Genomic DNA, 13,549 nt, shown 5'->3' with positions numbered 1-13,549 from the left:
CACCCGGCATGGCGCAGGCGATTCCTGTCTCCCCCCTGAAGGTCGATCTGCCGCCCCTGCCGCCGCTGAAGGGCGTGCGGCTGGGCGTGGCCGCGGCCGGGCTGCGCTACCAGGGCCGCCCGGACTTGATGATGATGGAGTTCGCCCCCGGCACCACCGTCGCGGGCGTCTTCACCAGCAACAAGTGCCCGGGCGCCCCGGTGGACTGGTGCCGCACGGCGCTGAAGGGCGAGGCCGCGCGCGCCCTGGTGGTGAACGCCGGCAACGCCAACGTCTTCACCGGCCGCGCCGGCGTGGTGGCCTGCGAGGCGACGGCGGAGGCCGCGGCCGCGCTGGCGGGGTGCAAGCCCTCCGAGGTGTTCCTGGCCAGCACCGGCGTGATCGGCCAGGTGCTGCCGCACGAGAAGCTCGCCGCCGCCCTGCCCGCGCTGCACGCGGAGTTGAAGGAGGCAGGCTGGGCCGATGCCGCGCGCGGCATCATGACCACCGACACCTTTCCCAAGGCCTGCGCCCGCACGGCCACGATCCACGGCAAGACCGTGACGATCGTCGGCATCGCCAAGGGCAGCGGCATGGTGGCGCCGGATATGGCGACGATGCTCTGCTTCGTGGCCACTGATGCCGCCATTCCCGCCGCCGCCCTGCAATCGCTGCTGCGGAAGGGGGTCGAGGCGAGCTTCAACCGCATCACCGTGGACAGCGACACCTCCACCTCCGACACCGTCCTCCTCTTCGCCACCGGCCAGGCCGGGCACGACAAGGTCTCCGCCCTGCCGGGCAGCGCGCTGGACGACTTCCAGGAGCAGTTGAACGCCCTGCTGCTCGACCTCGCCCTCCAGGTGGTCCGGGACGGGGAGGGAGCGCAGAAGCTGGTGAAGGTGACGGTGAAGTCCGCCCTCTCCGATAGCTCGGCCAAGCGCATCGCCATGGCGATCGCCAATTCCCCCCTGGTGAAGACTGCCATTGCCGGCGAGGACGCGAACTGGGGCCGGATCGTCATGGCCGTGGGCAAGGCTGGCGAGCCCGCCGACCGCGACAAGCTCTCCGTCGCCGTGGGCGGGGTCTGGATGGCCAGGGATGGCGGCGTGGTCGAAGGCTACGACGAGGCCCCGGTGGTCGCCCACATGAAGGGGCGGGAGATCGACATCGAGGTCGATATCGGCCTTGGCAAGAGCGAGGCCACGGTTTGGACCTGCGACCTGACCCACGGCTACATCGACATCAATGGATCGTATCGAAGCTGACGGCGGGGCATCAGCGAGCACAATCGCCTAGGCCTTCTTCGAAACCCTGTTGGCCCTGCCAGACGGCCGCGGAGTTGCCCGGGTTGTGGCCGGGCTAGACGCGGGCGGGGCTACGTCGGCACTCGCTCGGCAAACTAGCCCGGGACCTGCAAGGTTGTTCCTTTGGAACACCGGGGTCCCGGGCCAACTCGCGCCCTACAGGTAAGGGGAAGCAGGCCTTTCAGGGGCCGCATTGCAGGGCAAGCGGGTCCCGCTGATGTCAGTGGGCTGACAGGCGCGGGAGAGGAACGGTCGGCGCGAAGTCCAGGCTCACCTATCAGCCTGGACGCCGAGAAACCCGCTCATGGGCGGTCAAAGAGGTCACCCCGGGGCGCGAAGGGGGACCCCCGGCCGACGTAGTAGCGGTCGAACCGCTCGCGGCCGCTCCTCTCCAGGCCAGGGTCCCTGGGCGTTGGCGAGCAAGCTGTCACGCCAAGGCACCAGAGACAGCATAAGGCGGCGGAAACTGCTGTTCTGAGCATGGCGCGCTCCCTGCCCCGGAGGACGCTGCGCGGGCCCTGGCGCTACGGCGCCGGGGAAGGCATGGCGTCAGGAACTGGCGCCGCCGCCATCCGGCCGGCCTGCCACTGGCGCTGCACCTCCTCGTTCACCTCCTCCGCCGTCTTGCCCGGGCGGACGATCACCTCGGCACCATTCAGCCGGAACCGGTAGGGCAGCCCGTGGCGGTTCGCCTTCTCCACGCACCGGGCGATGATATGGGGCAGGTAGTCGCTCTCGCTGGTCGGGTAGTCCTGGACGTGCTGAGCCATTCTTGACCTCCCTGATTGTCTTGAAAGGGAAGCTTAGGCCGCTGCGGCCCCCGCGGTCATGCCCGGACTGTTGCCGTCTGCGTGATTGCTGTCGCCGGCCATTCGGCCAGGACGACCGCTCCGATGCTGAGGAGCTCTGCCCTGCGGGAAGGACTCGGAACTCCTGGCGAGGAAGGCGCGGCGGCCATGGGCAAGGCGATCCCGTCGTGCCCTCCCTCTGCCGCCGCGTCTGGCTCACCGCCCGGGTTGCGGCCCGGCTCCCTGGGAACCGCTCCGCAACGGCCGCGGTGCCTGCGGCTCCGGCGCCTGGGCGGGTGGAACGGGGGCGGGCGGCGGCGCTGCCGAGTTCGCCAGCCACCCGCCGCCCAGAACCCGGTACAGCGTGACCTGTGCCGAGAGCCGGTCCCGCTGCAGCGCGATCAGCGTCTGCTGCGCGGCATAGAGGTCCCGCTGGGAGACGAGCACCGTCAGGTAGTTGTCCACCCCCGCGCGGAACCGCGCCTCGGAGAGCTGGTAGCTCTGCGCATAAGCATCCGTCAGCGACTGCTGTGCCCGCAGCTGGTCCCCGTAGGTGCCGCGCGCCGCCAGGGAGTCCGCCGTCTCTCGGAAGGCGGTCTGGATCGCCTTCTCGTAGTTGGCGATCTCTACGCGGCTCTGGATCCTCGCGTAGTCCAGGTTCGCCTCGTTGATGCCTCCCGTGAAGATCGGCACGTTGATCTGGGGGGAGAAGGCCCAGATGCCCGAGCCCGGCTGGAACAGCCGGGAGAGCGAGGCGCCCGCCGTGCCGTAGGAGGCGGTGAGGGTGATGCTCGGGAAGAAGGCCGCCCGCGCCGCGCCGATATTGGCGTTGGCCGCGCGCAGCAGCCGCTCCGCCGCCAGCACGTCCGGCCGCCGCAGCAGCACCTCGGAGGACATGCCCGCCGGCAGGTCGCCCACGATGAGCGGGGAGGCCAGGTTCACCTCCTGCGGCAGGTCCGCCGGCACCGGCTGGCCCAGCAGCAGCGCCAGGGCGTTCTCCGCCTGCGCCAGCTGGCGGGTGTAGAGCGCGAGGTTCGCCCGCGCCTGCTCCACCTGCGTCTGCGCCTGGCGCAGCGTCAGCGCCGTGGAGGTGCCGCCCGCGACGGTGGCCTGGGTCAGCCGGTAGGACTGCTCCTGGCTCGCCAGCGTCTGCTTCGTCAGATCCAGCAGCTGCCGGTTTGCCAGCACCGTCAGGTAGGCATCGGCCACGGAGGCGACGAGGCTGATCTGCGTCGCCCGCTGCGTCTCTGCCTGGGCGAAGGCCGTTTCCAGGGCCGCCTCGCTCAGGCTGCGGATGCGCCCGAACAGGTCGATCTCCCAGGAGGTGAAGCCGCCCTGGATGCCGAAGGTGCGGGAGGTGGTCGGGCTGGTCCGCCCGGTCCGCGCCCCGGCGCCAAGGTCGGCCGGGGTCTGGGCGTAGTCCGCGCTGCCCGTGGCCCCGATCTGCGGGAAGATCAGGCCCTGCTGCGCGCGGAACTGCGCCTCGGCCGCCTGCACGTTCAGCGCCGCTACCCGGAGGTCGCGGTTGTTCCGCAGCGCGATGCCGATCAGCCGCTTCAGCGAGGGGTCCAGGAATACGTCCTGCCAGCCCAGCTGGTCCACCGTGCCGACGCCCGGCTGCGCCTCGCCATAGGCGCCACCGCTTGGGAGCGAGACGGGGACCGGCGCGCCCGGGCGCAGGTAGTCGGGGACGAGGGAGCAGCCCGCGAGTGCGAGCGCGCTCACGCCCAGGGATAGAAGGTTACGCATGTCTCTTTCCCTGGTCCTCAGTCGCCCGCCGCCTGGGGCTGGGCATGGCGATCCGTCTGGGCTTCCTGCTCGGCCTGCCGCTCCTTCTCCACGTCGCTCGCCCGCTTGGTGCGGAAGAGCCCGAGCACCAGCACGAAGAAGAGAGGCACGAAGAAGATCGCCAGCACCGTGCCCGTGACCACGCCGCCGATGATGCCGGTGCCGATGGCCACCCGGCCGCCCGCGCCGGCCCCGGTCGCGATCGCCAGCGGCACGACGCCGAGCACGAAGGCGAGCGAGGTCATCAGGATCGGCCGCAGCCGTTCCCGGGCCGCGTGCAGCGCCGACTTCAGCAGGTCCTCGCCCGTCTCGAAGTGCTCCTTGGCGAATTCCACGATGAGGATCGCGTTCTTCGCCGAGAGGCCGACCGTGGTGAGCAGCCCCACCTGGAAGTACACGTCGTTGGAGAGCCCGCGCAGCCAGGTCGCCGCCACCGCACCGAAGACGCCCAGCGGCACCACCAGCAGCACGGAGACCGGGATCGCCCAGCTCTCGTACAGCGCGGCGAGGCAGAGGAAGACCACGATCAGCGAGATGGCGTAGAGCGGTCCGGCCTGGGCGCCGGAGGCGCGCTCCTCGTAGGAGAGGCCGCTCCACTCCACCCCGAAGCCCTGGGGCAGCTCCTTGGCCAGCCGCTCCATCTCCGCCATCGCCGCGCCCGTGCTCTGCCCCGGCGCCGCGTCGCCCTGGATCTCGATCGCGTTGATACCGTTGAACCGCGCGAGGCCCGGCGAGCCGATTTCCCAGGTCGCCTTGGCGAAGGTGTTGAAGGGCACCATCGTACCGGCGCCGTTGCGGACGAACCACTGGGACAGGTCCGTCGGCAGCATGCGGTAGGCGGCCTCGGACTGGAGGTAGACGCGCTTGATGCGCCCGCGGTCCAGGAAGTCACCGGCATAGGTGGAGCCGAAGGCGGCCGAGAGCGTGTTGTTGATATCGCTGACGGAAAGGCCCAGCGCGCTCGCCCGCTCCCAGTCGATCTCCAGCTTGTACTGGGGCTCGTCCGGCTGGCTGTTCGGGCGCACGCCGACGAGGATGGGGCTCCGGGCCGCGGCCGCCAGCAGCTTGTCGCGCGCCGCGTTCAGCTCCTGGGTGCTCTGGCCGCTGCGGGCCAGCAGCTGCATTTCGAAGCCCGTGGCATTGCCCAGCTCGGACACGGCGGGCGGGGAGAAGGCCAGGATCCGCGCGTCCCGGTAGCCCGCGAAACGCTTGATCACGCGGTTGGCGATGGCCTGGGCCGTGTGCTCGCCACCCTCGCGGTCGTCCCAGTGCCGGAGGCGGACGAAGGCCATGCCGGAATTCTGCCCGCGGCCGGCGAAGCTGAAGCCGGTGATGCCGTAGACGGATTCGACGTCGGCCTTCTCGTCGTTCAGCAGGTACTGCGTCACCGCGTCCAGCGCGTTCTGCGTGCGCTCCACCGTCGCGCCCGGCGGGCCCGCGATCTGCACGTAGAACACGCCCTGGTCCTCGTTCGGGAGGAAGGAGGAGGGCAGCCGGATGAAGAGCAGCGCGAGCCCGGCCGCCACCGCCGCCCAGACGATCATGAAGCGCCAGGGCCGGCGGGCCATGATGCCCACGCCGCCGACATAGCCGTTGGTCATGCGGTCGAAGCCGCGGTTGAACCAGCCGAAGACCCCGCGCTTCGGCCCGTGGTTCTTGGGCCGCTTCAGCAGGGTGGCGCAGAGGGCCGGGGTGAAGACGAGCGCCACGATCACCGAGAGGGTCATGGCGGTGATGATGGTCAGCGAGAACTGCCGGTAGATCACGCCCGCCGAGCCCGCGAAGAAGAACATCGGCAGGAACACGGCCGAGAGCACCATGGCGATGCCCACCAGGGCGCCGGAGATCTGGTCCATGGACTTGCGCGTGGCTTCCAGGGGGGAAACCCCCTCGGTCTCCATCACGCGCTCCACGTTCTCCACCACCACGATGGCGTCGTCCACCAGTAGGCCGATGGCGAGCACCATGGCGAACATGGTCAGGGTGTTGATGGAATATCCGGCCAGGGACAACACCGCGAAGGTGCCCAGCAGCACCACGGGGATGGCCAGCGTCGGGATCAGCGTCGCCCGGAAATTCTGCAGGAAGACGTACATGACGACGAAGACGAGGACCATCGCCTCGACCAGCGCCTTCACCACCTCGTGGATGGAGATCTCCACGAAGGGGGTGGTGTCGAAGGGGTAGACCACCTCCAGGTTGGAGGGGAAGGTCGGGCGCAGCCGATCGATCGTCGCGCGCACCGCATTGGCGGTGGAGACGGCGTTGGCGCCGCTGGCCAGCTGCACGCTGATGGCGGCCGAGGCGCGGCCGTTGAACTGCGCGCTGACCGCGAAGCTCTGCGCCCCCAGCTCGATCCGCGCCACGTCGCGCAACCGCACCTGGGACCCGTCCTGGTTCACCCGCAGCAGGATGGCGCCGAACTGCTCCGGCGTGTTCAGGTAGCTCGGCCCGATCAGCGTGGCATTCAGCTGCTGGCCGGGCAGCGCCGGGCGGGCGCCCAGCTCGCCGGAGGCCACCTGCACGTTCTGCGACTGCACGGCCGCCGAGATGTCCGACGGGATCATGTTGAAGGCCGTCAGCTTCGCCGGATCCAGCCAGATCCGCATGGCGTACTGGGAACCGAACAGGTTGTAGTCGCCCACGCCGGTGGTGCGGGTGATCGGGTCCTGCACGTTGCTGGCGATGAAGTCCGCCAGGTCGCTGCTGTTCATCGTCCCGTCCTTGGAGACGAAGCCGATGACCATGAGGTTGGCGCGGCTGGCCTTCGCCACGCGGATGCCCTGCTGGCGCACGGTCTCCGGCAGGCGCGGCTCGGCCAGTGACAGCTTGTTCTGCACCTGGACCTGCGCCGTGTCGGCGTTGGTGCCCTGGGCGAAGGTCAGCTCGATGGTGGCGCTGCCGTCGCGATTGCTGGTGGAGGTGAAGTAGAGCAGCCCGTCCAGCCCCGTCATCTGCTGCTCGATCGGCTGCACCACCGTGTTCTGCACCGTCTCCGCCGAGGCGCCCGAGTAGCTGAGCGAGATGCGGATCGTGGGCGGCGCGATGTTCGGGTACTGCGAGACCGGCAGGGTCCGCAGGCAGATCAGGCCGATCAGCATGATCGCCAGCGCGATGACCCAGGCGAAGACCGGCCGGTCGATAAAGAAGCGTGCCATGATGCGGCCTCAGCCCCTACGGGAGGCCTGCTGGCCCTGCGGCCCCGCCCCCTCCTGCGCCTGGGGCTGGTCGGCGGCCCCCTGCTCCTGTTCCTGGCCGCCGCCTTGGCCACCCCCCTGGCCGCCCCCCTGCGGCTGCTGCCCGGGCGCCGGCTGGCGGGAGCGGCGATCCAGCTCCTCCAGCGTGATCTCCTCGACCTGCGGCTTGGCGCCGGGCTGCACGTTCTGCCCGCCCTGGACGATCACCTTGTCGTCCTGTTGCAGCCCGGCATTCACCACCCAGCGCGTTCCGAGGGCCTGGCCGGCATCCAGCACGCGCTCCTGCACCGCGCCGTCCGCCCCCACCACCTTCGCCACGGCCTGGCCGCGGTAGTTCCGCGTCACCGCCTGCTGCGGCACCAGAAGGGCGTCGGATACGCCCTCGGCGAGGCGGGCGCGGACGAACATGCCGGGCATCAGCACGCCGTCCGGGTTGGGGAACGCCGCGCGCAGCGTAACCGCGCCCGTGGTCGGCTCCACTGTTACCTCGGACACCTGGAGCTGGCCGGGGCGGGCGTACTCGGTCCCGTCCTCCATCAGCAGCCGCACCTCGGCCGCCGTGTCGCTGGCCCGGCGCAGCCGCCCGGATTCCATGTCCCGCCGCAGACGCAGCAGGGTGGAGGCGGGCTGGGTCACGTCCACGTAGATCGGGTCCAGCCGCGTCACCGTCATCAGGGAGGTGGTCTGGTCCGCCGTCACCAGCGCGCCCACCGTGGTCGTGGCGCGCCCGGTCCGCCCCTCGATGGGGGAGGTGATGTTGGTGTAGCCCAGGTTGATCCGCGCGGTCTGGACCGAGGCCTGGGCAGAGGCGACATCCGCCTCCGCCTGCTTCTGGGTGGCCACGGCGTTGTCGTAGTCCAGCCGGCTGACCGCGTTCTGCTGCACCAGCGGGCGATAGCGCGTCACCGTCACGCGCGCCTGGCCCAGGGTCGCCTGGGCCTTGTCCAGCGCGGCCTCCGCGCTCGCCAGCGCTGCCCGGTAGGGCGCCGGGTCGATCTGGAAGAGCGGCTCGCCGGCCTTCACCTGCTGCCCCTCGCGGAACTTCCGCTCGCGGATCACCCCGCCCACCTGCGGGCGGATCTCCGCCACCTCGTAGGCCGTGGTCCGGCCGGGCAGGGTGGTGTGAAGCGTCACTGCCTCTGGCCGCAGGCTCACCACGGAAACGGTCGGGGGCGGTCCCTGCTCTTTCCCCTCGGCATTCGCCTTCTCCTCGCAGCCGGCCGTGACCAAGGCCGCAACCAGGGCCAGGCCGCTCAGCAGGGCATGCCGCCGGGCCGGCCAGGGCCGGCGCGCCTCTTCAGGGGAACTCGTCATTTGGGGGCCTCGCCATCCCTTGCGTAACAGAAGGAAACTTCGTAGTTTCCGTTGCGTGGAAACTCGTCCGTTTCCCCTCTGTCGTCAAGGACACTTGTTGCAGTGCAACAGCCGACAGGTGAAATGGAGTTAACGTGATGACCAGCGAGGTGGCCCTGGCCCCACCCTGCGCGGAGGAGCGCGGCGATCCCAGGGCCCGGATCATGGCGGCGGCGGAGGCTGCCTTCGTCGCCCAGGGCTTCCGCCTGACCACGATGGACATTGTGGCCCGCGGCGCCGGGTGCTCGAAGAAGACGCTCTATAAGCTCTTCAAGTCGAAGGAGGAGCTGTTCCAGGAACTCCTGGCGCGTTCCCGCCGGGAGTTCGAGCGCCTGCCCGTGGCTGTGGGCGCGGCGCCCGAGGAGGCGCTGGAGGCGTTCCTCCTCGGCCTCGCGGCCGTCATCCTGCGGGACAGCCACATCGCCCTCATGCGAATTGCGGTTGCTGAGGCCGGGCAGCTGCCGCGTCCCCTCTGCGGCCCTGCCGGCGAGCCGGAGATCGCCCGGCTGACCCTGGACGACTACCTCGCCGGGCTCTGCCGGACCGGTGACTACGACATGCCCGACCCTACCGAGGCGGCCCGCATGCTTATCGGCATGGCGCTCGGCGCTTTCCACCACGAGCTGTTGGCCGGGCTTGAGGCCCGGGTGCCCGAGGATGCCCTGACCCGCCGTATCCAGGCCTCCGTCCGCATCTTCCTCCGGGGCTGCCGCACCGGGCCCGCCTGAGGCGCGGCAGTCGCGCTGGCTTCGCTGGCGAGGGCGTTTGTCGGGATTTTCCGGGCATGCTCAACTTCTGGGTGTCCGAGGTGCCGGAGAGCGGGGATGCCGATCGGGGCGGAGCGCCAGGAAGCGGTGGGCGAGGCGATCGGGCAGGTCCGGGCGCTGATCGGGGATCGCGCGCTGGACCGGGCGACGCCCGGCCGGGTGTTGGGGGTGGTGAAGGGCCTCGTGGAGGGCGGACAAGGAACGGGGTGGGGCAGGCGGCATCTGATGGGGCTCGGCGCCGCCGCGGCCATCTCTGCCCTCGCGCGCCCCGCGCTCGCCGCCTGGCCGGACCGCCCGGTTCGGCTCGTCGTGCCCCTGGCGGCCGGGGGCAGCGTGGACCTGCTCACGCGGCAGGTGGCGGAGCGGCTGCAGCCGCGCCTCGGCGCGCCTGTCGTGGTGGAGAACCGGGGCGGGGCCGCGGGCAACATCGGGATCGACCTCGTCGCCCGCGCGGCGCCGGACGGCTACACCGTGCTGGTCGCCTCCGACGCGCTGACGGTGAACCCGGCGCTCCAGCCCGTTCCCTGGGACGCCCAGCGCAGCTTCGTGCCCTCCGTTCTCCTGTGCCGCGCGCCGCAGGTGCTTCTGGCGCACCCCTCCCTCGGGGTCAGGGACCTGGACGGGCTGCTGGCCGAGGCGGAGAGGCGGGACGGGCGGCTCAACATCGCTTCCCCCGGCAATGCCAGCAGCGGGCACCTTGCCGGGGCGCTGATGCAGGTGATGACGCGGCGGCGCTGGACCCATGTGCCCTATCGCGGTGGCGGTCCCGCCGTTTCGGACGCGCTGGCCGGGCATGTGGACGCGGTCTGGGTCACCGCCGCGCCTGTCGTGCCGCATATCCGCAGCGGCGCCCTGGTCCCGCTGGCTGTCAGCACGCGAGAGCGGGCCCGCGCCCTGCCGGACGTGCCGACGATGGCGGAGCTCGGCTACCCGGATTTCGAGGTGACGAACTGGGAAGGCGTGCTCTTCCCCGCGGGCACCCCCGCGGAGGTGGTGGCGGGGATGAACGCCGCCTGCAATGCCGTGCTGGAGGAGCCCGCCCTGCGCGCCCGGCTAGAGGATGCGGGATTCGAGACGGTGGGTGGCCCACCGGAGGTGCTGGCGGCGCTGATCGAGGGCAACTTGCGCCGTTGGGCCGGGCTGATCCGAGAGACGGGCATCCGCGCCGACTAAGCCGGCGGATTCTGCCACCCCTGGGCTTCCGGGACCATCTGGTGGAGAACCGCGGCTCGCGGCCGTGCGTTCAGCCCATGATCCGGGCCGCACGGACCGGCTTGTTCCGCAGGAGACCAGATGGAGCCTCGCCAGCCGCCCGGTAGCGCCGCATCGCCCGACCCGGCAGGGGATCCCGCCCAGGGCTCCGGGGAAACCGGGACCCGCATGCCGGTCGAGGCGCGGCGCAAGGCCTGGCGCGAGCGGCTGGCGACACTTGCCCGCCAGGCCCGCGCCCTCCCGGCGCGCCCGGACGATATCGACGTTGCGGTCGGCAGTGTCGGCGACCGTGAGCCGACGGATGCCGCCCTGCTCGCGGCGCTGCGCGAGGCCGTGCTGGCGCGGCTGACCGGCTACGGTACGCCCGAGAGCGCGCTGGATGCGGCGTTGGAGGACCTGCCCGGCACCTCCGGCGAGATCGCGCTGGAAGTTGTCAGCCAGTGCGCGTCCCTCGTGGCCGAGGCCTTCTCAATGCCGGGGTTGCAGGCCGACGCCTTCGCCTTCCGTGCGACGGACGCCGAACGCCGCCGCCGGGGGGAGAGGCGTGCCGCGGCGCGGGCTGCCCGCGAGACCCGCGAGGCCGAGGAGCGGCGGCTGAAGGAGTGGGAGAGCTCACTCGTCGGCGCAGACGCGGTTCCGTCGCTGCTCGGCTGCACGCGGCACGAGGCGGATCGCTGGATCCGCGCCGGCATCGTCCCGGTGGCGCGGCGGGTGACCGTCCGCCGGGGCGGGCGGACGTTCCAGGAGCCGGAATTCGACCCCGCGGCCCTGGAAGCGCTGCGGGGCGAGGTCCAGGGCTGGCGGGATGCGGAGCAGGGCCGCCGCCCGCTGCAGGACGAGACCCATCAGCCGGCGCGGCGGATCAGCAACGCCGCCGTGGCGCGGATCGCCGGGCTGGACCGCTACGCCGCCCATTTCGCGACGGCCCGCTCCCTGAACCGGCGGATCGTCGCCTGCCTCGGCCCGACCAATTCGGGGAAGACCTATTTCGGCCTGAGCAGGCTGGCCGAGGCCGAGAGCGGGATCGCGCTCGGCCCGCTCCGGCTGCTCGCGCACGAGTATCGGGAGGCGCTGGAGGGGCGCGGTATCCCGACCACCCTTTCGACCGGGGAGGAGCGGATCCTGGTCCCGGGCAGCCGCCACACGGCGGCGACCGTGGAGATGTGCCCCTTCCGGAACCCGGTCGATGTCGCCGTGATCGACGAGGTGCAGATGCTCGCTGATCCCGAGCGCGGGGCGGCCTGGACCGCCGCGATCATGGGTGTTCCGGCGCGGCAGGTGATCCTTCTCGGCGCCCCCGACGCCGCGCCGATGCTCCAGCGCATCGCCGCGCTCTGCGGCGACCCGATCGAGGAGGTGCGGCTGGAGCGGATGGGGCCGCTGGCCGCTGCCCCGGCCCCGGTGCCGCTCGCCGAGATTGGCCGGGGCGACGCCGTGATCGCCTTCTCGCGCCGCGAGGTCTTCGCGCTCCGGGCCGAGCTGCTGCGGCGCGGGCGGAGCGTGGCGGTGGTCTACGGCGCGCTGGGCCCGACCGTGCGGCGCGCCGAGGCCAGGCGCTTCCGCGACGGCGAGGCGGAGGTGCTGGTCGCCACCGATGCGATCGGCATGGGGTTGAACATCGGCCCCCTGCGCCGGGTCGTGTTCTCCGCCCTCAACAAGTACGACGGGAAGGAGGACCGGCCGCTCACGGTCCAGGAGATCAAGCAGATCGGCGGCAGGGCCGGCCGCTTCGGCGGGGAGCACGCGGAGGGCACGGTCGCCGTGCTGGCGGGGGGCGGCGACCCCCGGCAGATCGCCCGAGCCCTGAAGGCGGCCCCTGAGGCCCCGGAGGACCTGCGCCCGCCCGTGGCGCCCGATGCGGAGATCGTGGCGGCCGTGGCGGCGGAGATGGGCACGGACAGCCTGTTCGGCACGCTTCGGCGTATCGAACGGGCGGTGCTGCGGCGGGACGACCCCAACTACCGGCTCGGTGATCTCTCGACGCAGCTGGCCATCGCCGCAGCCATGGACGGCGTGAGGGAACTCTCCCTGCTGGATCGCTGGACTTACGCCATGTGCCCGGTGGATGAGCGAGACAGCGGGATCGAGCGCCTGACGGATTGGGCGGTCGAGCACGCCTTGGGTGGAACCGTGGCACCTCCGAAGGCCGGGCGCCTGCCCCCTGCCGATCGGGCGGGCCAGGATGCGCTGCAGCTCGCCGAACGCGTGCACCGCCGGCTTGTTGCCTGGCGCTGGATGGCCCTGCGCTTTCCGGAAACATACCGGGATGCTGAAGGAGCCCTGGCCGAGAGCCGGAGACTAAACGAGTGGATCGAGGCGGTGCTGTCCGCCAGCCCTTCCGGGCGTGCGCGTGCAGTGTCCGGAGGAGGGGAGATGCCCGGGCGGCGGCGTGGGCAGCGTAGGGGAGGGGGCGGGGGTCCCTCATCCCAGGGTGCCCCACGGCGCCGCGGGACCGCAGCAGGGCGGGACGGTCGGCCTCCACAATAAGTTCATCAAGGCTGTTGACGAGGTGCCCGAGGGCGGCTATTTCCCCGCCACGCCAGCACGGCAGACACTTTCCGCATCGAGGCCCGGGTGACCCGGTCTTGATGTTGGCCCCCGACGGGTCCATATGGAATGCCTGACGCAAGGCGTGGTGCTCTTGAGGGCTTCTTCGAAAGAAGGGCTTGAAATGGGCATCGCCCGGTTCTAAAGCGGGCGTCTCGCAGGGATGATGGTTGGCCATGCTGCTTCGGTGGCGTTGGTGATCGATTTTCTGCTGATCCTGATCTTTCGGGATTTCCGGCCCCGTAGAAATACGGGGTAAGGTCTGTCGGCTTGATGTTGCGCCAGCGATGGCGCGGCGGGGCAGATGGAGATTGTTCCTTCAAAACTGCATCTGGTTTTTTGGAAGTTATGGACGCGTTGATGTGTCCTGCTTGCTGGGGTGGCCGATTATGGTTGTCTTGGTAGGTTGGGGTGTATTGAGCGTCGAGAATGGTGAGCGGAGCTTGTGTTTTCTGGCTCCATCGAAGCTAGGTTTAGGCCTGGCCTGGATGAACTTGAGAGTTTGATCCTGGCTCAGAGCGAACGCTGGCGGCATGCTTAACACATGCAAGTCGCACGGGCAGCAATGTCAGTGGCGGACGGGTGAGTAACGCGTAGGAACATGTCCTGAGGTG

Annotated in this window: 8 protein-coding genes and 1 rRNA gene; 5 read left to right on the top strand and 4 right to left on the bottom strand. The window is 70.7% G+C overall.

Annotation, left to right across the window (positions count from 1 at the left end; translation table 11 throughout):
* The first annotated feature begins 8 nt into the window (after positions 1 to 8).
* A complete protein-coding gene (gene argJ, locus NRP21_RS12355; protein ID WP_257716507.1) occupies positions 9 to 1,244 on the top strand; it encodes a bifunctional glutamate N-acetyltransferase/amino-acid acetyltransferase ArgJ in 1,236 nt (411 codons plus the stop codon).
* A gap of 563 nt (positions 1,245 to 1,807) precedes the next feature.
* Here the strand turns inward: argJ and NRP21_RS12350 are convergent.
* The 4 genes from NRP21_RS12350 to NRP21_RS12335 form a co-directional block, all read right to left on the bottom strand.
* Positions 1,808 to 2,053 (bottom strand): hypothetical protein, encoded by a 246-nt coding sequence (locus NRP21_RS12350; RefSeq protein ID WP_257716506.1) that lies wholly within the window; start codon positions 2,051 to 2,053, stop codon positions 1,808 to 1,810.
* Positions 2,054 to 2,287: 234 nt separating this feature from the next.
* A complete protein-coding gene (locus NRP21_RS12345) occupies positions 2,288 to 3,820 on the bottom strand; it encodes an efflux transporter outer membrane subunit (protein ID WP_308219890.1) in 1,533 nt (510 codons plus the stop codon).
* A gap of 17 nt (positions 3,821 to 3,837) precedes the next feature.
* On the bottom strand, positions 3,838 to 7,017 hold the full coding sequence (locus NRP21_RS12340; protein ID WP_257716505.1) for an efflux RND transporter permease subunit: 3,180 nt from the start codon (positions 7,015 to 7,017) through the stop codon (positions 3,838 to 3,840).
* 9 nt (positions 7,018 to 7,026) lie between these two features.
* A complete protein-coding gene (locus NRP21_RS12335; protein WP_308219889.1) occupies positions 7,027 to 8,370 on the bottom strand; it encodes an efflux RND transporter periplasmic adaptor subunit in 1,344 nt (447 codons plus the stop codon).
* A 137-nt stretch (positions 8,371 to 8,507) separates the two neighbouring features.
* On the opposite strand from NRP21_RS12335, the gene NRP21_RS12330 reads away from it, so the two are divergent.
* The 4 genes from NRP21_RS12330 to NRP21_RS12315 form a co-directional block, all read left to right on the top strand.
* Positions 8,508 to 9,137 (top strand): TetR/AcrR family transcriptional regulator, encoded by a 630-nt coding sequence (locus NRP21_RS12330; RefSeq protein WP_257716504.1) that lies wholly within the window; start codon positions 8,508 to 8,510, stop codon positions 9,135 to 9,137.
* A 96-nt stretch (positions 9,138 to 9,233) separates the two neighbouring features.
* Positions 9,234 to 10,349 (top strand): tripartite tricarboxylate transporter substrate binding protein, encoded by a 1,116-nt coding sequence (locus NRP21_RS12325; RefSeq protein ID WP_257716503.1) that lies wholly within the window; start codon positions 9,234 to 9,236, stop codon positions 10,347 to 10,349.
* 120 nt (positions 10,350 to 10,469) lie between these two features.
* Complete coding sequence (locus NRP21_RS12320) at positions 10,470 to 12,875, top strand: helicase-related protein (RefSeq protein ID WP_257716502.1); 2,406 nt, start codon at positions 10,470 to 10,472, stop codon at positions 12,873 to 12,875.
* Between the two features lie 550 nt (positions 12,876 to 13,425).
* Positions 13,426 to 13,549: ribosomal RNA gene (locus NRP21_RS12315) — 16S ribosomal RNA — on the top strand; the annotation flags it as partial.

Origin of the sequence: Roseomonas populi, from assembly GCF_024594815.1 — a bacterium.
Lineage (GTDB): Bacteria > Pseudomonadota > Alphaproteobacteria > Acetobacterales > Acetobacteraceae > Roseomonas > Roseomonas populi.
This window is presented reverse-complemented; position numbering and strand designations above follow the sequence as displayed.

Excerpts from the sequence above, each read along its gene's own strand:
- NRP21_RS12350 (WP_257716506.1), bottom strand. The coding sequence starts at position 2,053 with ATGGCTCAGCACGTCCAGGACTACCCGACCAGCGAGAGCGACTACCTG.
- argJ (WP_257716507.1), top strand. The coding sequence starts at position 9 with ATGGCGCAGGCGATTCCTGTCTCCCCCCTGAAGGTCGATCTGCCGCCC.
- NRP21_RS12335 (WP_308219889.1), bottom strand. The coding sequence starts at position 8,370 with ATGACGAGTTCCCCTGAAGAGGCGCGCCGGCCCTGGCCGGCCCGGCGG.
- NRP21_RS12320 (WP_257716502.1), top strand. The coding sequence starts at position 10,470 with ATGGAGCCTCGCCAGCCGCCCGGTAGCGCCGCATCGCCCGACCCGGCA.
- NRP21_RS12345 (WP_308219890.1), bottom strand. The coding sequence starts at position 3,820 with ATGCGTAACCTTCTATCCCTGGGCGTGAGCGCGCTCGCACTCGCGGGC.
- NRP21_RS12330 (WP_257716504.1), top strand. The coding sequence starts at position 8,508 with ATGACCAGCGAGGTGGCCCTGGCCCCACCCTGCGCGGAGGAGCGCGGC.
- NRP21_RS12325 (WP_257716503.1), top strand. The coding sequence starts at position 9,234 with ATGCCGATCGGGGCGGAGCGCCAGGAAGCGGTGGGCGAGGCGATCGGG.
- NRP21_RS12340 (WP_257716505.1), bottom strand. The coding sequence starts at position 7,017 with ATGGCACGCTTCTTTATCGACCGGCCGGTCTTCGCCTGGGTCATCGCG.